A 25837-nucleotide genomic window follows, 5' to 3' on the forward strand; every position below is an offset into this window, starting at 1 on the left:
TTTTCGCTTTTTTTGCCCCTGACTAACGAATATTAGAATTCCCTATGACGAATATTAAAATTACCTATTTTTGAGTAAAAAATATTGTCTAGTGTATTATATTATTATCCTCCAATTTTATAGTTAATTTTTTTTCTTTTGCTGTAGCGATTCTATAACTTTCAGTATTCAGTTCAAGAATTGAAGAATGGTGAACCAATCTGTCAATGGCTGCTGATGTAGTCATTTCGTCTTTAAAAATGGAATTCCATTTTGCAAAAACTAAATTGCTAGTAATTAATACACTACGCATCTCATAACGTTCAGCTAATAAGGTAAATAAAACATCAGTTTCCTCACGATTATATGGTACATATGATATATCATCAATTATCAATATTTCAAAATAATCGAATTTTTTAATAATTTGCTTAAGTTTTAAACTAAGCTTTGCTTCTAGTAATTGTTGAACCAAATTAGCTGCTGTTGTATATAATACACGCCTACCGGCAAGACACCACTCACGTGCTAAACCTATACTAAGATGACTTTTGCCAGTACCAGGATTACCAAAAATAAGTATATTTTCATAGCGATCCATAAATTCTCCTTGTGCAAGATATTGGATCTTAGTTGACGATAATCCTGGGATACGCTTAATATCAAAGTTGCTTAATAACTTATCTCGAGAGAGTTTTGCTTGCTTTAGCAATCTGGCGATACGTTGCTGATGTCTATGTTCTAACTCACGTATGGCTAACTCTTGTAGATAATCTATATATGTTTTCTTTTCTTGCTCAAAGCTTTCTGCAACTGATTTATAGCATGATGCAAAAGTAGGTAAACAAAGGTTCTTGAGTAAATTATTTAGCGGTTGCGGAGTTATTATCTTTTTACTCATGCGACCTCCATTGTTTTAAAGCAATGTAATTGATCATATTCGGACAGTACTGGTTGATTAATTTTTACTGAACAAACAGTTTTAGTCTGACTATTTAGTAAATCTGTAATATGATCAATTATTGGTTCAATCTTCTCTTCTACTAGCATTTCTAATGCAGCAACTACATTCAATTCTCCATACATTTTTGCTAATTGTAATATTTTAAGATATATTTTATGCCCCTTATATGGATATATAGATATCAGCTGGTCATATACCTGACGAAATATAGCACGTGGAAATAAAGCTTCATAATATTGATATTGGGCAAATGCTCCAGGTTTACGTACTAAACTATCAATGATATGTCTATAATCAATAACATAGCCATTGCTGATTCTAAACATTTTTTGTAAACATTTGTTACCATAGTAAAGCTCTATTTCTTCAGAATAAATATAAGCTTTTAAAGTATAACCTATTAAGCGACTAGGCACAGAATAAGCTACAGATAAAATACTAACTGTACTGCTTGGGTTAACACGTACTGATAATATTGTAGGTGCATTCCATTTCCTGATTGGTAACTCTTTTAAATAAACTAATTCTTCAGCTAATTTTTCTTTTCTACAGCTATTGCGCTTTTCTTTAATTTGTGTAAGGAATAATTCATAAGCTTTTAAATCAACAAAATTACGTGATCCACGTAATAGCAAATGTTGATTCACTGCTTGCTTAAATGTATCATGACTTTTTTCAACAGAACCATTTTCATGACTGACACCGGGATTATTTCGCGATGGTGCAACATCGTAATAACCAAGCAATTCTTGCCATTTTTCTGTAAATTGTCTACTATTACCACATTGCTTGGTAGCTGCACTTAAATTATCTGTACGATGCTCTGGTAAAACTCCACCTAACTCCCATACAGCTTTTTCAAACCCTGATGCTAATGTATCAAAACTTTCACTATGGCATATGCTGAAAGTTTCCCAACATGAATAAGGCAATATAAAATGAAATAGTAAATGAGAATATGGTTTCCCATCAATACAAATACCTAATTGATTCATATTGGTCCAATCAGACTGGCTTTGTTTGCCAGGAAGAATATTTTGTAAAAAGATGACTGGCTTATCCTTACCATGTTCAGCTCTCCATTGTTTCAACCTTTTCTGCAAACAGCGTAATTGCTTTCCATTATAATTTCCATGATACTTTTCTGTCAAATATGCTAATATGGTAGTTGCTTGCAACTCCGGTGCTGATCCTAGCATTGATTCTATTTCATCCCAGTGCTTAACAAATGGATCCTTACGTGTCCTATATTTACGTACTGTTCGTAATTCGCTTGGATACTTATTAACACCTAAATATTTACGTGCTGTTTTTACACTCATACCTGCTTTTGCAGCAGAAATTATCTGATTATATTTTTTGATCTTTTGCATTAAAATACCTACTTGTTTATTTGTACATGTCATCAGTAATTCTCGAATAATAAATAAATCTTAAAAAGAAATTTTTATTCGATATTACTGTCCATAGTTACTTCTTTTTTATAGGTAATTTTAATGTTCGTTGAGGGTATTTCTAATATTCGTTAGTCACCGTCCTTTTTTGCCTCCTATTCTTCTTGCTAAATAATGTCCTTCGGACTTATATCTCTTATACCAATTCCTTACTGTGTTTGCTGCTATTTCAAATCTTATCGCAGTGCTATTGCAGCTATTACCTCTTTCTACATATCCTATAACTCTTTTTCTAAAATCTTGACTATATGATCTTGGCATTTTCCTTTATATATATCATCCCTATACTCAAACCTCAACTTAATTTACTATAGCTCTTCTTTATATAATAATTCATTAGAATTAATTTCTAAAAAATATGCACACCCTTCTCCATAACCATAATTCTCTATGGTTCTTTTAATATCGTATTTCCCAGAGATTTCTGCAAAGATTTTATTTTTTCCAAAATTCTTCATGAGCAATGCATTCTTCTAACGGTTCTTTACTAGCTTCAAGAATTTTCTCTACTAATCCATGCACAGAATAAATAGATAGAATTCTTTCTTTTTAACAACATTTTTAAGTAAATGAATAATTGGTAGACGAAGTTTTATTTGGAAAAGAGCGTGGAGTTTGTAAGAAGAAGAGCGGAGCGTACAATAGTACGTGAGCATCTGAGGATTTACAAATACGACATAGCCAATTTTTCAAATAAAACGAGTATAGGCTAATTCTGCAATATTTTCATCATAAGATTAATTTCTTCACGTAGTTCTAAATCGCTTTCTAGTAGCTCCTCTACTTTTTTGATGGCATGCATAACTGTTGTGTGGTCTTTTTTACCGAATTTTTTACCGATATCGACTAGACTTTTAGGGGTTAGGATTTTGCTTAAATACATAGCTATCTGACGTGGTCTTGCAATGGTACGCATTCTACGAGGTGAGGACATATCAGATAATTTAATATTGTAACGATTAGCTACTTTTTTCTGGATATCTTCAACTGTAATTATTCTTTCATTAGAACGCAGCAAATCTCTTAAAATATTTTGTGTATTTTCGAGTGTTATTTCTTTTGCAGTAAAGTTAGAGTGGGCAATAACCTTATTCAACGCTCCCTCAAGCTCTCTTACATTCGAAACAATCTTAGAAGCTAAAAAATCAATTACATCTTTTGGAACTTTAACGTTCATCTGCTCAATTTTAGACTCTAAAATACCAAGGCGTAACTCATAAGTAGTGCTATGAACATCTGCCACTAAACCCCACCCTAAACGAGATTTAATTCGGTCTTCAATATCATCTAAATCGGAGGGCGACCTGTCGCAAGAAATAACCATCTGACGGTTATTATCAATCAGCGTATTGAACGTATGGAAGAACTCTTCCTGCGTACTATCTTTACCACAAATAAACTGAATATCATCAATCATTAATACATCAACTGAGCGAAACTTCTCTTTAAAAGACATCACTTCTTTGTTACGCAAAGCCTTAACAAATTGGTACATAAATTTTTCTGCCGACATGTATATAACCTTACGGCTTGGATTATTCTGTTTTATGTACCAACCAATTGCATGCATTAAATGCGTTTTACCTAGCCCTACCCCGCCATATAGGAAAAGAGGGTTAGATTCGGAAACTGCACTTGAAGACTCGGCTACTGCTCTTGCAGCAGCATAAGCAAGCTCATTCGGAGCACCAACAACAAAATTATCGAAAGTAAAACGTATATCAAGCGTTGAGAAAATATTTTCTGAATTAAGCTCGCTACTACCAATATCGGCAAAAGTTTTAGTAGGCAACTCAAGAGTTGCTTGATTAGATGCTGGCAATTCTTTAGTAATTATTTCTACTGTTTTTATAGCATTATTATAATGCTGAAATAATTGCAATATAACGACAGAATATTTAGATTTTATCCAATCTCTAATAAAATTGGTAGGAGCACAAAGAATAACAGTATTTAGTGAAGATTCTATAAAATTGACCTTACTAAACCAGCTATTATATAAAGCCTCACCGTAATAATTATAAAGGTCTTGGGTTACATTACTCCAGACATTTACACTATTATCGTTTTGATTTGTTAAAATTATTTGATTAGTATTCACTTAAAACTGCCACGGTAAGTTATTTTGTTTCCAGCCTTTATTTTGAAGATTTCCTTCGAAACCATCAATAATATTATAACAATTTTTATAACCTATATTAGTCATAAAATTTGCTGCCATTAATGATCTATGCCCTGATCTGCATAAAAAAATATAATGTTAGATATTTTATCATCAATAATAGATAAAAATCTATCTTCAAAATCTCTATTCAGCTCCATAAAAGGCGATAGCTGCCAGCTTAAAAAGATTATTTCTTTATTATCCAAACTTGGAACACCCACATATTTCCATTCTTCTTCTGTTCTAACATCAACAAGAAAGGTATTATTATTCGAAATCAGCATATTACAAGCTTCTTTAGAACAGATATTTTGAACTAACATACTTTGCCTATTACTTGTATTGCTGTTATATATAATAAAAATGTTTAAACTATTGGATTTTATTCATGCGAAGATGAATTTATTAGATAGTATAGCTTTCGCAAAACCTTAAATATTTTTAAAATATTCTTGGTCTCTGATAGTTTTAATAATATTATTATAAAAAAATTTTGCAAGATTTTATAGCATGAATAAATTAAATAAAAACTCTTTACAAAAGAAACTTTTTTATCGTAGTAAAAATCGTGGTTGCAAAGAAATGGATTATATATTAGGCAATTTTGCTAATCTTTATCTACCTTTCATGGCGGAAGAAAAACTTTTAAGCTATGCTTTAATACTTGATCAAAATGACAATGATCTATATAATTGGATTACTAATAAATCTTCCGTTCCTTCTAATTTAGATGCCGAAATAATGGAGCAATTACGCAAAATAATAAAAATATAATTTTCCATCATACATGTTACAACAAAAATTTCCATCTACTGCTAAATCTTTCTTCACAATTGATAGCTTTATAAAGAATTCTAAGCAAGATTTTATATTAGTTACAAGCAATGAAGAGGAGGCGTTGCAATTATACAAGCAAGCTTTATTTTTTTTACCAAGCGAAAATATATATTATTTTCCGAGCTATGATACAATTCCTTATGACCATACGTCACCAAATTGCAATATTCTATCTAAGCGAGCCGAAACATTAACCAAACTTACGACCAATAAAGGAAATAAATTAGTCATTACTCACGCAACGAACTTATTGAATAAATTACCACCTAGAGATTTCTTTGCTAAATATTATCTAAAACTATTTCCTAAAATGAAGCTAAGTGCAAATGAGCTTAGTAAGTTTTTGGTAGAAAATAGCTTTACAAGAAATGCAAGTAGCGTTGATGTTGGAGAATTTGCAGTTAGGGGCGAAATTGTTGACTTAATACTACCTGAATCTAAAGGCTATAGAATTAATTTTAGCTGGGATCATATCGAATCAATTAAACAATTTGATATTGATACACAAATCTCAACTAAATCATTTAATGAACTAATTATTAGTCCGGCAAATGAAATAGTTTTAAATCCTGAAACAATCAGTAATTTTAAAGATAATTACTTGCGTAATTTTGGAGTTAACCATACCGATAATCCTTTATATGAAGCAATAACCGGCGGAAGAAAATTTTCAGGATATGAGCAGTTACTACCTCTATTTTATGATAACTATTCGGGTCTAACAGATTATCTTAACAATCCAGTCATTATCTTTGATAATCTAACAAAGCAAGCTATTTTAGAATTCGAGCATAGCTATAACGATTTTTACAAAGCAAGGCTAGACGCCAATAAACTTAAATTTAACAGTTTTTACCCTACTCTTCAGCCTTCTGCACTATATTTTACTTCTCTTGAAACTATAGAATTACTTGAGCAGGAAAATAATATCCTAATTAGTTATGAAAATTCTGAGCAGGCTAGCATAGTTGAAAATATAGCAGCTGCAAGCTTTGTAGAAAAGAAAACTATTTTTGATAAGCTGTTTGAAGTTATTAAAGCTAATTCTCGTAAGAAAATTATTATATGCTCAAACGTTTTAAGTAGCTTTGAAAGAGTTAAAAGTATAATCGAAAATTATGAATATAGTTATAATGAAATAGAGTACTTGGAAGAGGCAAAACTTGGTGCAATAAATATTGCCATATTACCTTTAAATCAAAGCTTTTCTACTCCTGAATATTTATTTATTGCAGCTAGTGAGTTGTTAGAAGAAAAAGTAATCGTCACAAATACTAACAAAAAGCTCAAAAATATTTTACTTGAGCTTAATCATTTAGCTGAAGGGGAACTGATAGTACATAAGGATCATGGTATAGGACAATTCTTAAAGCTTGAAGCTTTAGAGATTAAAGGCAAGCTTCATGATTTCTTAAAAATTCTATATGCCGGTAATGATAAGCTATATATACCAGTTGAAAATATTGAGGTAATAAAGAAATATGGCAGTGATGTGGCACAGATTGATAAGCTCGGAAGTGTCTCATGGCAAAAAAATAAGGCTAAGCTTAAAAACCGTATTAAGGAAATTGCTTTGCACTTAATGCAAATAGCTGCCAAAAGAAAGCTTAATACCACTGCTGCTATTGAATTTGACCTTGAAGAATATGATAAATTTTGTGCTAAATTTCCTTTTACTGAGACTGAAGATCAATTAAACGCAATAAATGAGATTAGAGAAGATTTAAATACCGGCATGTTAATGGACAGGTTAATATGCGGGGATGTTGGCTTTGGTAAAACAGAAGTAGCAATGCGTGCAGCTTTTATGGTTGCTAAATCCTTAAACGAGAATTTACCACAAGTGGCGGTTGTCGTGCCAACTACTATCCTATGCAGCCAACATTTTGCAAGGTTTACGGAAAGATTTAAAGATTTTGGCTTAAATATCAAGCAATTATCTAGCGTTGTTAGCCCCAAAGAGGCAAAGACTGTAAGATCAGAACTTAAGAGCGGTAAGATAAATATAATAATAGGTACGCATTCTTTACTGCATAAAGTCACTAAGTTTTGTAATCTTAAGCTATTAATAATAGATGAAGAACAGCATTTTGGCGTCGGTCAAAAGGAATTCCTTAAATCGCTAAAATCTTCTACCCATGTGCTTGCAATGTCTGCAACTCCAATACCTCGTACTTTACAAATGTCGATGACTGGTTTAAAAGAGCTAAGCATTATCTCAACACCTCCGCTAAACAGGTTGGAAGTTCGTACCTCTGTTATGCCGTTTGATCCTGTTATTATTAGGGATGCATTACTGCGTGAGCATTTTAGGGGCGGTAAAAGCTTTTTTGTCGTTCCAAGAATTAACGATATAGAAGATATTGAAAAGCAATTAAAGCAAATCGTCCCTGAATTAAGTTATAAAGTCGCACATGGTAAAATGTCACCGAATAAAATTGATGAGATTATGAGCGAGTTTTATGCCGGCAAATTCGATATATTAATCTCAACAACTATAATAGAGTCAGGAATTGATATACAAGACGCTAATACTATGATTATCCATAAAGCCGATATGCTGGGGCTTAGTCAATTATATCAGTTACGAGGCAGAATTGGGCGAGGTAAGATGCGAGGTTATGCCTACTTGACCCTGCCAAGTCACAAGAAAATGACGCCACATAGCTTAAGGCGTTTAGAGATAATCCAGAATAGCTGCGCTCTCGGTTCAGGCTTTACTATCGCAAGCCATGATATGGATTTACGGGGTTTCGGTAATTTAATAGGTGAAGAGCAATCAGGGCAAATTAGAGAAGTCGGAACAGAGCTTTATCAAGAAATGCTGGAAGAGCAGATAGCTATTTTTAAAGATGAGCCGATAAGTGGTGAGCAGCCTTTCATTCCGACTATTAATTTAGGTTTATCGGTCTTTATCCCTGATAATTATGTATCAGATTCAGTTCTAAAGCTTGGTTTATATAGAAGAATAGGTAATCTAAACGATGATCTAGAAGTAGAGAAATTTAAAGATGAAATGATTGACAGATTTGGCAGCCTGCCAACTGAATTTAATAATTTACTTGATATTGTCAAAATAAAATTATTATGCTTTAAGTTGAACATTGAAAATCTAGACTCAGGCGATAACGGTTTTGTAATTAAATTTTATAAAAACGCTGATATGGCTGATAAAATTTTAAAATTTGTCAGCACCTATACAGCTAATGCAAAAATTAAACCTGATAATAAATTAGTATTTATCAAGAAGTTAGTAGGTAAGAATATAATTGCTGAGGCGAATCAATTACTATGGAATTTATCGGAGGTTTAAACTGTTTTCTATAACTTGAAAGATAGAAGACAAAAAACTGCCTTCTATCTTTAATAAATTTAGAGTACTTATTGATTTTCTATATTCAAAACCGCACTTTCAGCTAATAATGGTATATTTTGATTTTCATTATTTATTTGACTAACCTCAGCATAAACATGGTCTTCTTGTGCGTTGTCTTGCGGCACAGAATAATGACTATTATTTGATAGGTTAAACACTGAAGGTATTACTTTGTTAGAATTTGAACCAGCTGATGATGAACTATCTACTTTATTATTGTATGAAAATGGATATGGCAATTCTAGGCTTGGTTGTACCAGCATAGACTGTAATTCTAAACCATTATCTATTGTAGTATTACTTTTTTGCGTACATTTTCCTATACCGTATCCTATACCTGCACCGACTAATCCCACTGTTGTTACGACAGCTGTTAAAATACTCCAAATAGGTACTTTAGCACCTAAAATATCTATTTCTTGTGTAAACCAATTAGTATTATTATCTTGAGAAGCGTTGGGGGATAATTGAGTATTATTAGGAATTTGAGAAATAGCCCATTGCTGTAGAGCGTTTGTTACCGATGTAGCAGAACAATCTTCAAGACCTAAAAACTCGGCTACATCATTTAAAGTTAATGTATTATATGATTCGCCGCCGGTGGCAATATCATATTCTTTACCAAAAATATTTGTAGTATCGTTTACAATTTCTTTAGGCTCCAATAATAAATTTTCATCAACCATACCTATAATTGTAGCAGGATTTTCACAAGGTTTAACTGAAGGATGATTATTTAAAAATTTATAAGTATAATCTATAACGCATTTAGTAGTTTTCATAATTATCCCATCTTGATGCTCAGGATTATAAAAAGATGAAAAAGTTTCATTTGCTAAACTATGTGTCCCCACTATTAAATCATTGATTTTTGTTAAAATTGTTTTGGAAAATAAAGGAACAAGGCATTTAAAATTCATTAGTTAACTCTTTTTTTATATTAATTAAATTCATGATAACTAAGCTGATTACTATAAGCTTAGTACCATGAAATATGGTTATATAAATTAACATAAGGTAATTGTCAATAAATTTTAAAGTATTATTTACATAATCATTAATAAATGTTATTAGAAATGAGTTTAAATAAATTATTTTTTTAAAAACAAATCAAAAAAATACAGCATATTTTTTTAAGTGTTATATAATAAGGCTAATACTTAGCTCAACGCATTCATTTATGAACTATAAACTATTATTTGGGAAATCTAACGTAACTGGCTTGTCAGCTAATTCTAAAAATCTTAAAAAAAACGATGCCTTTTTTGCTATTAAAAATGGGAATGCTTTTATTACAGAGGCTTTAGATAAAGGGGCAGCGTTAGTAATTACTGACGATAAAAAAACTATCGCTACAGATAAAATAATTTATGTAAAAGATGCTCAAGCAGCTTTATACGAAGCTATAGAAATTTTTTATCCTAAAAAACCTAAAACTATGATAGCCGTAACTGGCACTAACGGCAAAAGCTCGGTAGTATCATATATAGCTCAAATATATTCGTTACTTGGGCAGAAATCAGCATCAATAGGTACAATAGGCGTGGAAGTTTTTGGCATTGATAATTTTAATGAGCCCATAGGCGGACTAACTACACCTGACTATTTAAGCTTTAGAAAAATCGCTCATAAACTAGCTGAAAATGGTATAAACTATTTAGAATTTGAAGCCTCAAGTCACGGCTTAGATCAGCAAAGACTTGGTGACTTAAAAGTAAATATTGCATGTTTCACTAGCTTTAGCCAAGATCATCTTGACTATCATCACACCAAAGAAAATTATTTGCTTGCTAAATTAAAGTTATTTACTGATCATTTATCAGGAGATGGTATTGCGATATTAAATTCTGATATAAAAGAGATAGACTTTATTAAAGACTATTTAGATAAGCATAAGATAAAATATTTATGTGTTGGGGAAAAAGCTTCTAAGAAAGATAACATAAAAATTACTAAAATTGCCCATTCTTTATATAATCAAATTATTTTCTTTGATTATAAGGAGTCAAACTATGCTTTAAATACAGCTATAATAGGTAGCTTTCAGGCTAGTAATTTATTAATAGCTGGACTTAGTGCTTATTATACTAATTTTGATTTTAGTAAAGTTATAAGTGCTTTGACTAAAGTTAAAGCCGTAAAAGGACGAATGGATCGAATAAAAGATGCTAATATATTCATTGATTATGCCCACACTCCCGATGCTCTTGAAAAAGCTTTAACTGAGTTAAAAAATATTAAAGTTCAAGGTAGTAAATTAAATGTAATTTTTGGCTGTGGCGGTAATCGTGATAATACCAAAAGAAAGCTTATGGGAAAAATAGCAGCCTCAATAGCAGATAATGTTATTGTGACGGACGATAACCCACGCCATGAAGACCCGAAAGCTATCAGGCGAGAAATTATTAGCGGGATAGCAACAACAAATTACATAGAAATAGCTGACAGAAAAGAAGCTATTAAATATGGGATAAATAATTTAAAAGAAAATGATATTTTACTAATCGCAGGCAAAGGTCATGAAAACTATCAAATTATAGGGGATAAGAAGATAGACTTTGATGATGCTGAGGTGGCTGTGAAATATACGAAAATACTGTCATCCCGTGGCTTGACAAATAACAACAAAAACTTATGATTTGGAATTCTAAAACTTTAAGCGATGCCTTAAGGGTGTCAGTACCGCAATCTATCATCACTAACGAAATACAATTTAACTCTAAAGATGTTAAAAAAGGTGATTTATTTATAGCACTTCAAGGTAATAAAGATGGTCATGATTATATTCAGGATACAATTAATCAAGGAGCATCCGCAGTAATTGTTAGTAAGCAAGTAGATATATCTGACCCAAGCAAGATTATCTTAGTAGATGATTGCCTGAAAGCCCTGGAACAGCTGGCTTTATATAAAAGAAAAAATTCAAACGCCAAATTTATTGCTATAACTGGTAGTGTTGGTAAGACTTCTACCAAGGAGGCTTTAAAAACTTTATTAGAGCATGATGCATTAACTTTTGCTAGCCGAGGTAATTTCAATAATCATTTAGGATTACTTATTAATCTTGCTTCAATGCCTGATGATACAGAATTTGCTATCTTTGAACTTGGCATGAACCATAAAAATGAAATAAGGGAGCTAGTTCAAATATTAAAGCCAAATATAGCTATGATCACCAATATTTCAGAAGCACATTTGGAGTTCTTTAACTCTCTTGAAGAGATAGCTAGAGCTAAATGCGAAATTTTTGAGAGCTTTGACAAAGATGGAATTGCTGTTATTAATTCAGATACTAATTGTTATGATAAAATCTTATCTACATTAAAAAAGCTATCTATTGATAATATACACAACTTTGGTAAATCATCTTCAGCTGAGTTAATTTTATATAGGGTTTCTGGTGAGCAAGTTCATTTAAAATACAAGATATATGACGCAATTATAGAGACTACTGTACCTTTTATACCTAAGCACTTTGCTGAGAATTATGCCGGTATATTATTGATCATCTTTTTGCTTAATCAAGATTTAAATAAAGCTGCTAGCTACTTAGCCGATATTCGTTTAACAAAAGGTAGAGGCGTAATTATTAGCATAGGAAATAGTCGCATTATTTGTGATTACTATAATGCAAGCTCTGCATCAATGAAAGCTGCATTAAAATATTTAGAACAAATGCCTAGCAAAAATAAGACCACTATAATAGGTGAGATGTTGGAGCTTGGTCAGAATTCAGAAAGGTTACATAAAGAGCTAGTACCTTATATATTAGACTCAGGCTGTTCTAAGGTTTTTTTAGTAGGTACAAACACCAAATATATTCATGATTTATTACCTGAAAAAATAGCTAAAGCATATTTCAAAAATGTTGATGAATTAATTACATCTACAAATGATTTATTCAAAAACGATGAACTTATTTTAATAAAAGGTTCTAGAGGAATAAAACTTGACAAGATTATTGATTATTACACTATAGTAAATTAAACTAACTTATACTTTTAAATTTAAACTAAAATATGTTATACAACCTCTTATTACCTTACATTCATAATTCACATATAGCTAACTTATTTCATTATATAACTTTTCGTAGTGGACTTGCCGTTCTAGTTACTCTTAGCCTTAGTTTTCTTATCGGTCCAAGATTAATAAAATTTTTACAAGCTCTTCAAAAATATGGTCAACCGATACGTTTAGATGGTCCTGAATCACATCAAGCAAAAGCTGGGACTCCTACTATGGGTGGTATTATGATTATATTATCCAGCTGTTTTTCTACCTTATTGCTTGCTGATTTAACCAATAAATATATTTGGATTACCTTATTTGGTTTTGTTAGCTTCGGTATTATAGGTTTTCTTGATGATTATGCAAAAGTAACTAAAAATAATCATTATGGCGTAAAGGGAAAAAGTAAACTTTTACTTCAAGGTATTATTAGCTTAATAGTATGTATTTTACTAGAATATACAATTGATAACCCTAGTCACATACTTAACGTACCATTTTTTAAAAGTTTAAGTATGGACCTTGGTTATTTATATATATTCTTTGCTATATTCGTTATAGTCGGTGCTTCTAATGCTGTTAACCTCACAGACGGACTTGATGGGCTTGCAACAGTTCCTATTGCTTTAACTGCCGGCTCCTTTGCTTTAATAAGTTACTTAGTTGGAAACTTAATTTACTCAAATTATTTACAATTAGATTATATACCTAATACCGGAGAGTTAACGATTTTTTGTGCGAGTATAGTAGGTAGCTGCCTTGGATTCTTATGGTTTAATGCACAACCAGCAGAGGTTTTTATGGGCGATACCGGCAGCTTAAGCCTTGGTGGTGTACTTGGAATTATCAGCGTTATTACTAAACACGAAATAGTTTTAGGTATTGTCGGTGGATTATTTGTCATCGAAACAATATCGGTGATTATGCAAGTATATTACTTTAAAGCCACTAAAGGCAAGCGAATATTTAAGATGGCACCGCTGCATCATCACTTTGAAAAAAGTGGCTGGGCAGAATCGAAAGTCGTAATAAGATTTTGGATTATCTCTCTCATATTTGTCCTTATTGGATTATCATCTCTTAAGTTACGTTAATATTCATACTACTGATGTATTAAAAAATATTAATTTTATTTGATTTTAAGGTTTAAACTCATTATAATGCATCATTAAATTATAATGGGTTTATATGGCAAAGATAACTGATCTTGATCATCACTTAAATCAAGAAAAAGAAGCATTAAATAAAGTACTAAGTAACCTAAATGAGCTGTGCGAACATAATCAAAAATTACAAGGCTTCATTGAAATACAGAAAGAAGTTAAAGAATTAGAAAAAGAGCATAATAGATCATTATCTTGGTTTAAAAAACTTATAAATACAGCTTCTAATATAAAATATGTTTTTGTAAAAAGTGAGGAAAGATTAGCTAAAGATGCCATAGAACAGAATAATAAATTATTAAAGCGTATAGATAATACTATATTATTTATAGCCGATAAATCCGGTCCTTTAAAACAGGAACTACAAAAAGAACTCAGAAAGAATTTTGAGGATTTAGCAAAAAAAGACTTATCTAAAGATCAACGTGAAAGGCTTAGCAATTTATTCAATAATGAATATGCTGCTAACCCACAAAAATTTGCTCAATTACCTATGTCTAAACCTCTGTATTTCCCAAATGCAGAAGAATTAGAAAATCAGCATAACGATTTAAAGGTCATTCAGCAAAATGTCCTAAATTTATTAACTGAAAATTCTAATATTGAAGAGCTCAAAAAAAATACAAAAACAAGTTGCTGAAATTAGAGAGGAAGTACCTTACACATTTTTTGAAAAATTAAACAATAGCTGGCAAAAAATCAAAAATATTTTTGTTAATAATAGTGAGCAAGTTTTAGCAAAAAATAAAGAAAACAATACTAAAACTATTATAAATGTAGAAGAAAAATTACATAAAGCTAATAATAAATTTGAGAAATTAATTAGCAATAAAAAGCAAAATATTGAAAATATAATTTCAAATTTACCTGATAATAAAAGATTAGAAGCGATAAAAGAAAAGCTTCAAAAGCATATAAACGTAAAAGATCCAAATAACATAACTGAACAAACAACCTCTTCCCAATCACAATCTGCTAAAACTCAACCAACTGCTGTTGGTTTGCCTAATAATCATATACCTACCTCACCTGTAAATATAGTACCTCCCATAACTGAAGAAAAACCTTTTACACCGCCTCCTCCACCTATGCCAGAAACAGAAGTTACTGAGCATAAAAATGTAGAAACTACTGCATTTAATGTACCACCACCTCCTCCACCGCCTATGCCTAAAGATGATGTTCCTTCACCACCCCCGCCTCCTGTTGGTGATAATATTGCTACATTAACATCTCAAAAGGCTAAAGAAACTAACCAGCCTCGCCCAGCAGTAGATACTACAGATTTAATGAAACAAATACAGGGAGGATTTAACCTTAAAAAAATTGAATATGATGAAAATGGTAAACCTATACCTAAGCTTAACAAAACCATACCTGAAAATAAAGATGGTAATAAAGAAATATCTGATCTTATGAAAGCTACTCTAGATAAAATAAAATCAGCAACAGCATCTAGCGATAGCGAAAGAAGTAATAGTGATAGCGGAACTGATTCAGGATGGGCTAGCGATGTTAGTACTAGAAGTAAAAAAGTTTTAACTAGAAGAGAACGAAACGCTAAACAATCTCAACAAAGGTAGAGCGTTAAAAAACAGATTTATCTAGATAATAAAACTAAAGAATAATTTTCTAGCTTATTCTTTAGTTTTCTTTGTATTTAAAATAAATCAGAATGAGTTCCTGTCCGGTAAAAAATAATAGAATCTTCATCAATTTTATAAATTAATAACCAATCAGGCTCTATATGACATTCTCATTTTAAGTAATAATCACCAGTAAGTTTATGAGGTTTAAATTTTGATGGTAAAGGAATATTATTTACAAGCATAGATACTAATGCATGTATTTTCTTTATATTTTTTCCTCTTTTTACTAATTGCTTTAAGTCGCGTTCAAAAACTATAGTAGAACGAACTTGCCTCATTTTGCCATATCATCTAAAAATTTTTTAAACTCTTCTAAAGTAAAAGTTGTACCATCGCCATTATCTGTTTCTTCAAAAGCTTTCAAAGTCTCCTTATTTGGAACCTTAACATGCGGTTTGAAAGGTAGCCCGCCGCTATTTATACACTGATTTAAGAATATTCTCATGGCTTCCGACATAGTCATACCCATTTGCTTAAATATTTGCTCAGCTTCTATTTTTGTGTCTTCTGCAATGCGTAATCTTAGAGCCTGTCTTGAAAAGATATAAGAAATAATTTATATTGTCAAAAAATAATAAAGTAGGAATATGTATCCCAGTGATATAGTGGAAGAAGAAAGGATACATTTAGCTCCATTTGTTGGTCCTTGCAAGATAGGACGGTCACGTAAACATAATATAAGAGATATAATTAATGGCATTCGTTACGTAATGAGGAGTGGTTGTCAGTGGCGATTATTACCTAAAGATTTTCCCCCATGGCAAACAGTATATGACTATTATTTACGTTGGCGTAAGAATGGTAGATGGCAAGAAATACATGATAGATTAGTCCAAAAAGTAAGGGAGAAAGAAAGTAAGAAATCCACTCCTACTGTAGGGATTATAGATAGTCAGTCTGTTAAGACTACCCAAAAAGGGGAGCTAGAGGATATGATGCAGGCAAGAAGATTAAGGGTAGGAAACGCCATATAGTTACAGATACACTTGGTTTAGTATTATCATGTGAAGTACATTCAGCAGGTATACAAGACAGAGATGGTACTAAAAATGTAATAATCAAGGCAAAAGCAAAATATCCTAGTATTATCAAATTTTTTGCAGATAGTGGTTATGCTGGAGCATTACAAATTTGGTGTTTTTTAACTGTAAGAGCATTACTGACAATTTCTCGTAAAATTGTTGATCAAGTGGGGTTTAAAGTGATTCCCAAGCGTTGGATAGTTGAACGTACTTTTGGCTGGCTCAATAATTTTCATCGTATGAGTAAAGACTATGAGCATAACTATAAAACTTCTGAACATATTATTTATATCAATATGATTACACTTATGCTTAAAAAATTGACTAAACCTTAATTTCAAGACAGGCTCTGATATCTACGGTATTCATAATACTGCCTATTTTTATTTATTAAATCCGCTATTGTAGGACATATAGCGGCTCATGTCAATTTTTTCTTATACAAATTTAAAATATAATAAAATGCAGCAGCAGAGCTAACACTTAAAACTAAGAACAATAAAGCAAAATTACCTATTGTATCACTGTGTAGTTTAGAGACTAAAAAAGTTACGGCTGCGATTAGTACATAATATATTGCACCAAATACAGAACCTGCTGTGCCTGTTACCTTAGCATAATCTTCTAAAGCATAACGAAGAGTCATAGGAATCAGTAAATTATGCCCGACCATATGTAGCATCATAGGTGCAAATATCATAATAACCGCTATGTTTTGACCTACCTGTTTATCCTGTAATATTAGAGCGTTAATTGCAAGCAAACTACAAACCTATTACACTAAAAATAAGCCCTAAAATCATTACTTTTTGATCATATACATGACGTTTTTTTATTAAATATCCTCCTAAAAATCCGCCAAAAATACCAGCAAAAGATAATAAGAATGCCAGTTTACCGTAAAAAGATGGGGCAACTTTCATTTTATCAATGAATATAAAAGGGGCTTCTATATAAAAACCATAATATATAGCTTAATGCGATAAGATAGTGACTTAGAGTATGAGTTAGATTATACTAAATGAAAAACTTATGGCAAAGGCATATTCATACGATTTAAGAATACGAGTAATAAAAAGTTTAACAGATGGTAAAACAATAAAAGAGACTTCTGAGATATACTCTATTAGTAGGAAGACTATAATAGAATGGAAAAAATTAAAGAAACAAACCGGCGATATCAAAGCAAAAAGTGGTTATCATACAGGACATCGTAGAATAATAAGAGACATAGAGGGATTTAAAAAATTTATAGAATTAAATTTTGATAAAACCACCATGGAACTAGCTAACAACTGGAGTCAAAAAGTATCTGCAAGTACGATATCAAGATTGCTTAATAAATTAGGTTATAGTTATAAAAAAAACTTTTCTTCATCCCAAAAGAGATGTTGGTCTAAGGAATGAGTTTATATTGAAACTAAAAACTATAGACAAACAAGATTTAGTATTTATCGATGAATCTGGGATAGAAGATAATAGCTGTAGAGAACACGGGTGGAGCATTATCGGTCAAAGATGTTATGGTGAAAGGGTCTATCAACATAAATCACGGATTAGTATGATTGCTGGGGTGTCTGCCAAAGATATTATTGCCCCAATAATATTTGATGGGACATGTAATAAGGACATTTTTGAAACTTATGTACAAGAGATATTGATCAAAGAGTTAAAGCCTGGTCAGATAGTAGTAATGGATAATATTAATTTTCATAAAAGTACAAAAGTGAAAACGTTAATTGAATCTGTTGGTTGCAGTATTTTATTTTTACCAACTTACTCTCCTGATTTAAATCCTATTGAGCATTACTGGTTTAAAATCAAGAACGAAATAAGAAAAACTGTTTCTAATTTTGAGCACTTTTTTGATGCGGTTTACTATGCTCTTGAAAAAGTCACTACCTTATCGCATTAAGCTATATGCCGTTAAATGCTCCAATAATAAAAGCATGTAACCATAAACTTTTATCTTTAATAACTACTTTTAAAATCTCAAAATATTTGCTACTTTGCGGAAAATTTATATAAGGATTCGTTTCAGGTAAAATTTTATAATATAAAATTAATAATACTGTACCTGTAAGACTGAGGAATACAAAAGTGTAATGCCAACTTGAATATTCTATAATATACCCCCCATAGATGAGCCCAAAGAAGGGATAAATAAAAGCCATGGAGATAGGCTAGCATAAACATATGATAATTCTGAACCTTGATAAGAATCACGGGCCATAGCCTGCCTGATAACTGAGCCAACGCTTACGCCAAAAGCCTGCACAAGACGGGCTAACATTAATGTTTCTATATTAGGTGCAAAAATGCTAATAATGGAAGATATAGCGTAAATACAAAGACCGAATAAAACAATCGGTCTTCTGCCGTAAATATCGGATAATCTGCCAAGCGTTAATATGCCAAGAGCAAAACCTAAATAATATAGACTAGATGTGATTTGGGTAGTACTACCATCGGTGTTAAAATATTCAGTGATACTTGGTAGCCCTGAAGTATAGATTGTTTCCGTTATGGGTGATAACGTGAATAAGCATAAAAGCATCCATGCCGGAATCTTCACAATAATTTTCATAAGTGCTATTATATTCTGATATGCTAAATAATTTAAGAAAAATAAACACTTATAAAAAATTTTCAATATTATTTAAAGTAAATCTTTCTTTTTTTCTTTTTCAAGCTGTTTTTCGTGCTGTAATTTATCTAGATATTTACTATAAAACTCATTAGTTATATAAGTTAAATCCATATTAAAATTAAGATGAGGAGAGTCTAAAATAATAGTACTGTTACCATCAATAAAAACTGCTGATTTATTACCCACAAAAGGTATATTTTTTTCTTTCAATGTATATTTTTCTGATAACATACCTAATAATTCATTAAAATTGTTTTTATCCATTACTAAAATTACAGCTTGCACTATATTGTCATCATTACATATTATTAAAGCACTTGAAACATTTTTAAAATCAATATCTTTAGTATCTATATAATAGTTAGTACCATTCCACTTATTAGCTTCCATCCTTATAACTTTATATTTTTCTTTCACCTCTTCTAAGGTTGTTTTATTTAATTCAAGTCCTATAGGTTTAGGATTAGCATAGGAAACTATACCAAAAAACATTATAATTAATATGAGTGAAAACTTTGTAAACATAAAATACCTAATCTAAAAAATTAGAATAAATCAGTTTAAATAAATTTTCAATTATTAATTTAATCTAAAATAAAAATTCTATGATCTTTTACTATTTTGCTCATTGCTTCTAGCCCTTCAGGATAGTTTTTCTTAACTTTTAATATATCAGTTAAATCATGACTAGAATAATTAATTAGTTCAGATTGGAAAAGAGCTAGAAGCCTGCAAGCCGAGAGGAGCGACAGCACGACAGCAGTTACTTAATATGTGAGCATCCGACGAGTTACAAAGATGATAACGTCAATTTTTCAAGCAGGGCAAATAATACTTTAAATATTTAAAGAATTAGACTTTATTTTGCATGGTGAGCGAACGGAGTGTACACTTAGTACATGAGTACGTGAATCCATGATAAAATGAAGAAATAATTCTTTAAAGACGACAAGTATTTATACGTTGAATCTAAAATGTACTATATCCCCATCCTGCATTTTATATTCTTTACCCTCTAGTCGCATTTTTCCCACTTCTTTAGCTTTTGCTTCACTACCAAGATTTATGTAATCTGCGTAACCTATTACTTCTGCTCTGATAAAGCCCTTTTCAAAATCAGTATGGATAATACCGGCAGCCCCTGGTGCAAGAGTGCCATCTTTAAAAGTCCAGCTATGAGCTTCTTTCGGACCGATCGTAAAAAAGCTTTTAAGGTTTAAGAGATTATACCCTTCTTTAATTACTCTACTTAAGCCCGTTTCTTCAAGGTCAATACTATTTAGGAATTCTTTTTTCTCTTCCTCATCTTCAAGCAAAACAATATCTGCTTCTATTTTTGAGGAAATAATAACGCTTTTAGCATCTTCTTTTTTTGCCTGCTCTGCTACTAATTTTGTAAGCTCGTTACCACTTGCTGCATCTTTTTCAAGCACATTACACACATATAGCACAGGCTTAGAGGTAAGCAGCTGTAACTGCTTTAGATTATCAGCTCCTAAAGTTTTATTTAGCACTCTTGCAGGTTTACCGTCAGCTAACACTTTATGAACTTCTTTTAATAGCTCTATCTGATCTGCTAAAGTCTTATCACCTGATTTCAAACGTTTTTCACTTGTAGCTAGTCGCTTTTCCATCGATTCTATATCGGCAAGTATTAGCTCCATCTCAATTATTTCAAGGTCATGAATCGGATCAACCTTATTATGCACGTGCGTTACGTCTTCATCCTCAAAACAACGTAACACATGCAATATTGCATCTACTTCTCTAATGTTTGATAAGAACTTATTACCAAGCCCCTCCCCTTTGCTTGCACCTTTAACAAGACCTGCAATATCGACAAATTCTATGTAAGACGGGATGATTTTGTTACTGCCTACAAGCACTGCTAATTTATGTAAACGTTCATCCGGCACTGAAACAACGGCACTATTTGGCTCAATCGTGCAAAACGGATAATTAGCAGCTTCCGCTGCCACGCTTGCCGTTAAAGCATTAAATAACGTTGACTTACCGACATTCGGCAAACCTACAATTCCTAATTTTAATGTCATAAATCTTTCCTTAGTAAATACATAACTGAATCTTTTTCATAGCCGTGTCTTGTAAATTCTAGCTTATATCCTAATTTTTCATAAAATGGTTTAGCCTGAAAATCCATAGTTGATAAAACAACAAAATTACAGCCACGCTCACGTGCTAGATTTTCAGCTTTTTCTATTAATAAACTTCCGTAATTTTGATTTCTATAATTTTCATCTACAAATAATGAACTAATATATAAACCACCCCAAAAACTTACACTGCCAATTCCGGCAATAAAATTTTTATCTTGATCTAAACATGAAAACGAAAAAGATTTTAAATCTCCTGTTAAGCCTTTTATTTTGCGTGCATCTTTATTAAAAGCTTCCTGAATTATAGCTGAATAGGTTTTATCCATTTCTTCAGCATATATAATTTCAAAATTTCGTGTCATAATTTTTTTTAGCTAATTTGGTGTTGTTTTATAATTCCAGTGTCATCCCGTAGAGGCATTGTTGCGTGGATCATTCTCTTCTGTCATCCCGTGATTTATTCACGGGATCCAGTTAAAAATACTAATAAAATTAGTATTTTTTATTATTTTCTGGATCTAGTTCCCAAGCCACGGTATGACTACCTTAGGGCGTTTTTCGATCCACGCAACAAAGCCTCCCGTCGCTTAACCAAGGGATGACAGGAGCGATACCTAAACCATCTTACTCTTAAACTCTTCTAGTTTATTCTCTAGTATTAAATTAAAGTTATCAGTTATTTTATCTATAGCCTGCTCTGCTATTACATATTCAGATTTAGAGAAATTATTAAGTACATAATCTGCTACATCTTGACTATTTTGTGGTCTACCAACTCCAATCCTAATACGATTATAATTATTTCCTATAATTCCATCAATGGACTTCAAACCATTATGCCCACCGTTTCCACCACCAATTTTAAACTTTATTCTACCAGAATCTAAATCAATATCATCATGAATAACAAAGATTTTTTCAAGAGGAATATTATAATATGTTTTTACCGCTATTACCGACTTACCCGATAAATTCATGTAAGTAGTAGGTTTTATGAATATTAGCTTTTGCCCGTTATTAGTACTTTCAGCAATTTCACAATGAAATTTCTTCTTTATACTAAATGATGTATCATATTGCTTTGCTATATTCTCTAAAGCAATAAATCCTATATTATGACGTGTATGCTCATAATCTTTACCTGGATTACCAAGACCAATAATAAGCATCATAGTGTTACCTAAATGTAATGAAAAGTTTTTGAAGATAGATATGATTTGAAATAGGATGAGGTGTTGCGTATGCCATTCCAATGTGGATCGTATGTTATTGTATAGCTTGAAAAAAGTGTTCAATGTCATTCCTGCAAAAGCAGGAATCCAGCATACAGCAAGAGTAACCAACCTTTTATTTTTCAAAACTTATTGTGTGCATATTTATTTTTCATGGATCCTTACCTTTGCAAGAATGACATGAGTATGGCATCAAGAGCCATGTAACAAAAGCGATTTGCTAACTAAATTTCTTAAAAAATATACTGGATACCGTGTCGGGACCACGGTATGACATCGAGTGCCTTTTTAGAGCCACGCAACGTCCTAAGCCAATATTACTTCGCTGCTTCAGCAGTTTGTTCGCCCTCGGCTTCAGTTTTTGCACCTCTACGTCCTATTATAGTTGCAAGCACAAATTCTTTTTTTGTAGTAAAGCTACAACCTTCTGGTAGTTTTACTTTTGAAGATTTTAATGAAGTAGCAATCGGCATATTAGTAACGTCAATAGTTACATTTCTCGGGATATTATTAACATCACATAATAAAGTAACTCTTCTTTTTACTATATTGAAATATCCGCCTCTTTTAACGCCTAATGCTCTTTCTTTTCCTTCATATACTACAGGAACTTCCATTTTTTGGGTTTTATCTTCTAAAAAAACAAAATCAACGTGGCGTACTATATCTGTAACAGGATGTAATTCTACAGCTTTCGGCAATACTTTATATTGCGTGCCTTCAATTGTTAAATTAATTAACTGAGATATGAAAGCTGGCTTTCTATAATATTTTGTTATTTCTTTTTCTTCTAAAGAAATACTAACTGGGGTTTTCTTTGCACCATAAATAATAGCAGGAACACGCCCTTCTCTTCTTAAGGCTCTTGCTGCACCCGTACCAAATTCATTGCGAGACTTTGCTTCAAGTTCTAATATTTCACTCATTATTTCAACACTTTAAACTTTATAAAAAGGTTATAATAGTACTAATTAATCTAAAATTCAAGATATATTTGTAATTACTCTATGCCTACAAATTTATGTGTTTGTACTGACAACCTAGCACCGCTCTCTAAAACTAATTTTACTGCTAATTTGTTATTTTCTTTGTTAAGTTTTTGATCATTTTGATCCATAGGCTGAACAAAAACTGGTATATTATAAGCTGTTTGTCCTATTTCAGGTATTAAGCTATACTCTAAAATATTCTTAGCAACGATAAATTTTATAGCACTAATTTTAGGCAATAAATCTTCTCTGATTTTGCTATAGCCATTTTTACCTGCTTTAGGCGAGCATATTATAGATACTTCATCTGGCAAAGAACGATATAACGTGCCGTTAGTTTCTATCTGCACCTTAAAACCTTGTTCTAATAATTCTTGGCATAATAACTCTATAGGTTGACGCATCGGCTCACCACCGGTTATCACTATTAGCTTAACTGACCACTTGTTTTTAGAGTTTAAAGCCATTAGATTAACCTTAGATAAAATATCATCTGTTTTGATTGTTTTAAAATCTTCAAATTCTGTATCACAAAAATCGCATGCAAGGTTACACCCTCCAAGCCTAATGAAAATAGCAGGAACACCTACAAATATCCCCTCCCCTTGGATCGTCTTAAAAATAGACTGCACTTGCAATTCCGTTCCGTCACCTTTTAATATTCCTCTTTTAGGATTCTGCCCAAACATTATATTTAATAAATAAGTACTAATCTTAGCAATTATAGCATATATTATAAAAAACGTCTTGCAATAAATCGTAAAAAAAACTATTATGTAGCTTCTAATCGGTAACATGGCTTTGGTATGCCTAATAATTACCGGCAAAATACTAAAATCTTAGTAAATACCAATTAAAGGAAAAATCATGCCTAAATTAAAGACAAAATCTGCTGTAAAAAAGCGTTTTAAACTTACTGCTAGTGGTAAGGTCATTGCAACACAAGCACGTAAAAATCACTTTAGACGTCGTCGTACTAAAGCTCAAATTCGTAATCTTCGAGGAACTACTATTCTTTGTCCTCAAGACGGAGATAATATTAAAAAATACTTTTTACCATATGGTATCAATTAATTTAACTAAGGAGCTATAAGTAATGACACGTGCAAAATCAGGAAAAATTTCCAAAAATCGCCATAAAAAAATCCTCAAACTCGCAAAAGGTTATAGAGGTAGAGCAAGTACTTGCTTTAGAGTAGCTATTGAAAAAGTAGAAAAAGGGCTACAATATGCTTATAGAGATCGTAGAAATCGTAAGCGTGATTTCAGAGGTCTGTGGATTCAAAGAATAAATGCCGCAGTAAGAGAGCATGGTTTAGTATATTCTCAGTTTATGGGAGCTCTTAAAAAAGCAGAAATCGATATAGATCGTAAAGTCCTTGCAGAACTTGCTGTAAATAACGATGAAGGATTTGCAAGTATCGTTGAACAAGCAAAGGCACATATTTAATATAGACAACGTCGTTGCGAAGCCACTTTGCTGCTGTGGCAATCTCAGGATTTTTTCACCAGATTGCTTCATCAAAACTTATAGTTTTTCCTCGCAATGACATTTATTTCATTATAAAGTAATTAATTTTCGTTTGGTATAAATATTATGAAGCGTACATTTCAACCTAGTAATTTAGTAAGAAAAAGAAGACATGGTTTTAGAGCTAGAATGGCTACTGCCTCTGGAAGAGCAATTTTAAGAAACCGTCGTGCTAAAGGCAGAAAAAAACTATCCGCATAAATAATAATCTGACCTATTCAATTGTTTATCACCTCTTTAAAAAATCAAAAGGAATTTGAGCTTATAAATAAGCTTGGCAAAAAATTTCATGAAAAATATTTTATTTTGGTGATAGCAAAGAATATCCCAAAAATCTTTCTTGAATCAAAATATAATATCTTTCTAGGAATAAAAGTTAGCAAAAAGCTAAATAAAAAGGCTGTAGTGCGTAATAAAATTAAAAGACGCATAAAACATCTTATTAGGCTTATTTGTAACAATTCTAATCTTAAAAAGCTTGCGATGATAATTATTCCAAGAGAGGGCTTCGATACGGCAGACTTTTCAGTATTAAATCACGAATTAAGCAAAGCAATTTTAGATTTTTACAATTCAAAAAAATAACACACTGAATTTTGTGACAGGCATGAGAGTAGGCTTTACCTGCATGGATCATTTCTTCCTGTCATCCCGCGGCAGCATTGTTGCGTGATTCCGATGTCATTCTTAGCTAAAAGC

At 31.7% G+C, this 25837-nt stretch carries 26 protein-coding genes and 6 pseudogenes; 13 read left to right on the forward strand and 19 right to left on the reverse strand.

The window, feature by feature from the left end; all coding sequences use genetic code 11:
* Positions 1-88: 88 nt before the first annotated feature.
* The 6 genes and pseudogenes from istB to ACICQC_RS06820 form a co-directional block, all read right to left on the reverse strand.
* On the reverse strand, positions 89-880 hold the full coding sequence (gene istB, locus ACICQC_RS06790) for an IS21-like element helper ATPase IstB (RefSeq protein ID WP_395476338.1): 792 nt from the start codon (positions 878-880) through the stop codon (positions 89-91).
* The gene (gene istA, locus ACICQC_RS06795; protein ID WP_395476339.1) at positions 877-2349 is read right to left on the reverse strand and encodes an IS21 family transposase; all 1473 of its coding nucleotides are present in this window, start codon (positions 2347-2349) and stop codon (positions 877-879) included. The genes istB and istA overlap by 4 nt, the downstream gene beginning before the upstream one ends.
* A 123-nt stretch (positions 2350-2472) precedes the next feature.
* Positions 2473-2658, reverse strand: coding sequence for a helix-turn-helix domain-containing protein (locus ACICQC_RS06800; protein ID WP_395476467.1), 186 nt, complete (start codon positions 2656-2658; stop codon positions 2473-2475).
* Between the two features lie 47 nt (positions 2659-2705).
* The gene (locus ACICQC_RS06805) at positions 2706-2855 is read right to left on the reverse strand and encodes a hypothetical protein (protein WP_395476468.1); all 150 of its coding nucleotides are present in this window, start codon (positions 2853-2855) and stop codon (positions 2706-2708) included.
* 251 nt (positions 2856-3106) lie between these two features.
* Entirely contained in the window at positions 3107-4498 is a 1392-nt protein-coding gene (gene dnaA / locus ACICQC_RS06815; RefSeq protein WP_395476469.1) for a chromosomal replication initiator protein DnaA, read from the reverse strand.
* Positions 4499-4884 (reverse strand): annotated as a pseudogene (locus ACICQC_RS06820) (rhodanese-like domain-containing protein).
* 187 nt (positions 4885-5071) lie between these two features.
* On the opposite strand from ACICQC_RS06820, the gene ACICQC_RS06825 reads away from it, so the two are divergent.
* Positions 5072-5335 (forward strand): succinate dehydrogenase assembly factor 2, encoded by a 264-nt coding sequence (locus ACICQC_RS06825; RefSeq protein WP_395476470.1) that lies wholly within the window; start codon positions 5072-5074, stop codon positions 5333-5335.
* A gap of 13 nt (positions 5336-5348) precedes the next feature.
* On the forward strand, positions 5349-8711 hold the full coding sequence (gene mfd / locus ACICQC_RS06830; protein ID WP_395476471.1) for a transcription-repair coupling factor: 3363 nt from the start codon (positions 5349-5351) through the stop codon (positions 8709-8711).
* A 68-nt stretch (positions 8712-8779) separates the two neighbouring features.
* Here the strand turns inward: mfd and ACICQC_RS06835 are convergent, their stop codons facing one another.
* Positions 8780-9694, reverse strand: coding sequence for a hypothetical protein (locus ACICQC_RS06835; protein ID WP_395476472.1), 915 nt, complete (start codon positions 9692-9694; stop codon positions 8780-8782).
* 260 nt (positions 9695-9954) lie between these two features.
* On the opposite strand from ACICQC_RS06835, the pseudogene ACICQC_RS06840 reads away from it, so the two are divergent.
* From ACICQC_RS06840 to ACICQC_RS06855, 4 genes and pseudogenes are all read left to right on the forward strand, one after another.
* Positions 9955-11389, forward strand: a pseudogene (locus tag ACICQC_RS06840) (UDP-N-acetylmuramoyl-L-alanyl-D-glutamate--2,6-diaminopimelate ligase).
* A gap of 19 nt (positions 11390-11408) precedes the next feature.
* Positions 11409-12761, forward strand: a complete 1353-nt coding sequence (locus ACICQC_RS06845) for a UDP-N-acetylmuramoyl-tripeptide--D-alanyl-D-alanine ligase (RefSeq protein WP_395476473.1) — start codon at positions 11409-11411, stop codon at positions 12759-12761.
* 32 nt (positions 12762-12793) lie between these two features.
* A complete protein-coding gene (mraY, locus tag ACICQC_RS06850) occupies positions 12794-13879 on the forward strand; it encodes a phospho-N-acetylmuramoyl-pentapeptide-transferase (RefSeq protein ID WP_395476474.1) in 1086 nt (361 codons plus the stop codon).
* A gap of 94 nt (positions 13880-13973) precedes the next feature.
* Positions 13974-15531, forward strand: a pseudogene (locus ACICQC_RS06855) (Arp2/3 complex-activating protein rickA).
* 77 nt (positions 15532-15608) lie between these two features.
* Here the strand turns inward: ACICQC_RS06855 and ACICQC_RS06860 are convergent.
* From ACICQC_RS06860 to ACICQC_RS06870, 3 genes and pseudogenes are all read right to left on the reverse strand, one after another.
* Positions 15609-15695, reverse strand: a complete 87-nt coding sequence (locus tag ACICQC_RS06860) for a type II toxin-antitoxin system mRNA interferase toxin, RelE/StbE family (protein WP_395477677.1) — start codon at positions 15693-15695, stop codon at positions 15609-15611.
* A pseudogene (locus ACICQC_RS06865) lies at positions 15672-15875 on the reverse strand (type II toxin-antitoxin system YafQ family toxin); the annotation flags it as partial. The gene ACICQC_RS06860 and the pseudogene ACICQC_RS06865, both read right to left, overlap by 24 nt.
* On the reverse strand, positions 15872-16153 hold the full coding sequence (locus tag ACICQC_RS06870; RefSeq protein WP_395477678.1) for a type II toxin-antitoxin system RelB/DinJ family antitoxin: 282 nt from the start codon (positions 16151-16153) through the stop codon (positions 15872-15874). The pseudogene ACICQC_RS06865 and the gene ACICQC_RS06870, both read right to left, overlap by 4 nt.
* Before the next feature lie 31 nt (positions 16154-16184).
* Between ACICQC_RS06870 and ACICQC_RS06875 the strand changes: the two genes are divergently transcribed.
* On the forward strand, positions 16185-16571 hold the full coding sequence (locus ACICQC_RS06875; RefSeq protein WP_395476475.1) for a transposase: 387 nt from the start codon (positions 16185-16187) through the stop codon (positions 16569-16571).
* Complete coding sequence (locus ACICQC_RS06880) at positions 16568-16954, forward strand: transposase (RefSeq protein WP_395477679.1); 387 nt, start codon at positions 16568-16570, stop codon at positions 16952-16954. The genes ACICQC_RS06875 and ACICQC_RS06880 overlap by 4 nt, the downstream gene beginning before the upstream one ends.
* Before the next feature lie 86 nt (positions 16955-17040).
* Here the strand turns inward: ACICQC_RS06880 and ACICQC_RS06885 are convergent.
* Positions 17041-17590: pseudogene (locus ACICQC_RS06885) on the reverse strand (Bcr/CflA family multidrug efflux MFS transporter); the annotation flags it as partial.
* A 61-nt stretch (positions 17591-17651) separates the two neighbouring features.
* On the opposite strand from ACICQC_RS06885, the gene ACICQC_RS06890 reads away from it, so the two are divergent.
* Positions 17652-18534, forward strand: a protein-coding gene (locus ACICQC_RS06890) for an IS630 family transposase (RefSeq protein ID WP_395476242.1) whose coding sequence is annotated in 2 segments (ribosomal slippage) — positions 17652-17978 and positions 17980-18534 — 882 coding nt in all. Because the reading frame shifts where the segments join, the coding sequence is not laid out codon by codon here.
* Between the two features lie 4 nt (positions 18535-18538).
* Here the strand turns inward: ACICQC_RS06890 and ACICQC_RS06895 are convergent.
* The 8 genes and pseudogenes from ACICQC_RS06895 to ACICQC_RS06930 all read right to left on the reverse strand — a co-directional run.
* Positions 18539-19206: pseudogene (locus tag ACICQC_RS06895) on the reverse strand (Bcr/CflA family efflux MFS transporter); the annotation flags it as partial.
* Positions 19207-19278: 72 nt separating this feature from the next.
* Positions 19279-19794, reverse strand: a complete 516-nt coding sequence (locus ACICQC_RS06900) for a hypothetical protein (protein WP_395476476.1) — start codon at positions 19792-19794, stop codon at positions 19279-19281.
* 59 nt (positions 19795-19853) lie between these two features.
* Positions 19854-20024, reverse strand: a complete 171-nt coding sequence (locus ACICQC_RS06905; protein ID WP_395476477.1) for a hypothetical protein — start codon at positions 20022-20024, stop codon at positions 19854-19856.
* Between the two features lie 201 nt (positions 20025-20225).
* Positions 20226-21323 (reverse strand): redox-regulated ATPase YchF, encoded by a 1098-nt coding sequence (ychF, locus tag ACICQC_RS06910; RefSeq protein ID WP_395476478.1) that lies wholly within the window; start codon positions 21321-21323, stop codon positions 20226-20228.
* The gene (locus tag ACICQC_RS06915) at positions 21320-21748 is read right to left on the reverse strand and encodes a GNAT family N-acetyltransferase (RefSeq protein ID WP_395476479.1); all 429 of its coding nucleotides are present in this window, start codon (positions 21746-21748) and stop codon (positions 21320-21322) included. Before ACICQC_RS06915 ends, ychF begins: the two co-directional genes overlap by 4 nt.
* Before the next feature lie 252 nt (positions 21749-22000).
* On the reverse strand, positions 22001-22558 hold the full coding sequence (pth, locus tag ACICQC_RS06920) for an aminoacyl-tRNA hydrolase (RefSeq protein ID WP_395476480.1): 558 nt from the start codon (positions 22556-22558) through the stop codon (positions 22001-22003).
* Between the two features lie 377 nt (positions 22559-22935).
* Positions 22936-23544, reverse strand: coding sequence for a 50S ribosomal protein L25/general stress protein Ctc (locus tag ACICQC_RS06925; protein WP_011477528.1), 609 nt, complete (start codon positions 23542-23544; stop codon positions 22936-22938).
* Between the two features lie 74 nt (positions 23545-23618).
* A complete protein-coding gene (locus ACICQC_RS06930) occupies positions 23619-24296 on the reverse strand; it encodes a 7-carboxy-7-deazaguanine synthase QueE (RefSeq protein WP_395476481.1) in 678 nt (225 codons plus the stop codon).
* A gap of 178 nt (positions 24297-24474) precedes the next feature.
* Between ACICQC_RS06930 and rpmI the strand changes: the two genes are divergently transcribed.
* From rpmI to rnpA, 4 genes are all read left to right on the forward strand, one after another.
* The gene (gene rpmI / locus ACICQC_RS06935; protein WP_395476482.1) at positions 24475-24681 is read left to right on the forward strand and encodes a 50S ribosomal protein L35; all 207 of its coding nucleotides are present in this window, start codon (positions 24475-24477) and stop codon (positions 24679-24681) included.
* A 22-nt stretch (positions 24682-24703) separates the two neighbouring features.
* Positions 24704-25057, forward strand: a complete 354-nt coding sequence (rplT, locus tag ACICQC_RS06940) for a 50S ribosomal protein L20 (protein ID WP_395476483.1) — start codon at positions 24704-24706, stop codon at positions 25055-25057.
* A gap of 147 nt (positions 25058-25204) precedes the next feature.
* On the forward strand, positions 25205-25339 hold the full coding sequence (rpmH, locus tag ACICQC_RS06945; RefSeq protein ID WP_011477532.1) for a 50S ribosomal protein L34: 135 nt from the start codon (positions 25205-25207) through the stop codon (positions 25337-25339).
* A 21-nt stretch (positions 25340-25360) separates the two neighbouring features.
* The gene (gene rnpA / locus ACICQC_RS06950) at positions 25361-25723 is read left to right on the forward strand and encodes a ribonuclease P protein component (protein ID WP_395476484.1); all 363 of its coding nucleotides are present in this window, start codon (positions 25361-25363) and stop codon (positions 25721-25723) included.
* Positions 25724-25837 lie beyond the last annotated feature (114 nt).

The sequence above is a fragment of the Rickettsia endosymbiont of Pantilius tunicatus genome (genome assembly GCF_964291875.1).
Classification (GTDB): Bacteria; Pseudomonadota; Alphaproteobacteria; order Rickettsiales; family Rickettsiaceae; genus Rickettsia.

What these genes read in the sequence shown, in the direction of transcription:
- istB (WP_395476338.1), bottom strand. Translation starts at nt 880, where the DNA reads ATGAGTAAAAAGATAATAACTCCGCAACCGCTAAATAATTTACTCAAG.
- istA (WP_395476339.1), bottom strand. Translation starts at nt 2,349, where the DNA reads ATGACATGTACAAATAAACAAGTAGGTATTTTAATGCAAAAGATCAAA.
- ACICQC_RS06800 (WP_395476467.1), bottom strand. Translation starts at nt 2,658, where the DNA reads ATGCCAAGATCATATAGTCAAGATTTTAGAAAAAGAGTTATAGGATAT.
- ACICQC_RS06805 (WP_395476468.1), bottom strand. Translation starts at nt 2,855, where the DNA reads ATGAAGAATTTTGGAAAAAATAAAATCTTTGCAGAAATCTCTGGGAAA.
- ACICQC_RS06825 (WP_395476470.1), top strand. Translation starts at nt 5,072, where the DNA reads ATGAATAAATTAAATAAAAACTCTTTACAAAAGAAACTTTTTTATCGT.
- mfd (WP_395476471.1), top strand. Translation starts at nt 5,349, where the DNA reads ATGTTACAACAAAAATTTCCATCTACTGCTAAATCTTTCTTCACAATT.
- ACICQC_RS06835 (WP_395476472.1), bottom strand. Translation starts at nt 9,694, where the DNA reads ATGAATTTTAAATGCCTTGTTCCTTTATTTTCCAAAACAATTTTAACA.
- ACICQC_RS06845 (WP_395476473.1), top strand. Translation starts at nt 11,409, where the DNA reads ATGATTTGGAATTCTAAAACTTTAAGCGATGCCTTAAGGGTGTCAGTA.
- mraY (WP_395476474.1), top strand. Translation starts at nt 12,794, where the DNA reads ATGTTATACAACCTCTTATTACCTTACATTCATAATTCACATATAGCT.
- ACICQC_RS06875 (WP_395476475.1), top strand. Translation starts at nt 16,185, where the DNA reads ATGTATCCCAGTGATATAGTGGAAGAAGAAAGGATACATTTAGCTCCA.
- ACICQC_RS06900 (WP_395476476.1), bottom strand. Translation starts at nt 19,794, where the DNA reads ATGTTTACAAAGTTTTCACTCATATTAATTATAATGTTTTTTGGTATA.
- ychF (WP_395476478.1), bottom strand. Translation starts at nt 21,323, where the DNA reads ATGACATTAAAATTAGGAATTGTAGGTTTGCCGAATGTCGGTAAGTCA.
- ACICQC_RS06915 (WP_395476479.1), bottom strand. Translation starts at nt 21,748, where the DNA reads ATGACACGAAATTTTGAAATTATATATGCTGAAGAAATGGATAAAACC.
- pth (WP_395476480.1), bottom strand. Translation starts at nt 22,558, where the DNA reads ATGATGCTTATTATTGGTCTTGGTAATCCAGGTAAAGATTATGAGCAT.
- ACICQC_RS06925 (WP_011477528.1), bottom strand. Translation starts at nt 23,544, where the DNA reads ATGAGTGAAATATTAGAACTTGAAGCAAAGTCTCGCAATGAATTTGGT.
- ACICQC_RS06930 (WP_395476481.1), bottom strand. Translation starts at nt 24,296, where the DNA reads ATGTTTGGGCAGAATCCTAAAAGAGGAATATTAAAAGGTGACGGAACG.
- rpmI (WP_395476482.1), top strand. Translation starts at nt 24,475, where the DNA reads ATGCCTAAATTAAAGACAAAATCTGCTGTAAAAAAGCGTTTTAAACTT.
- rplT (WP_395476483.1), top strand. Translation starts at nt 24,704, where the DNA reads ATGACACGTGCAAAATCAGGAAAAATTTCCAAAAATCGCCATAAAAAA.
- rpmH (WP_011477532.1), top strand. Translation starts at nt 25,205, where the DNA reads ATGAAGCGTACATTTCAACCTAGTAATTTAGTAAGAAAAAGAAGACAT.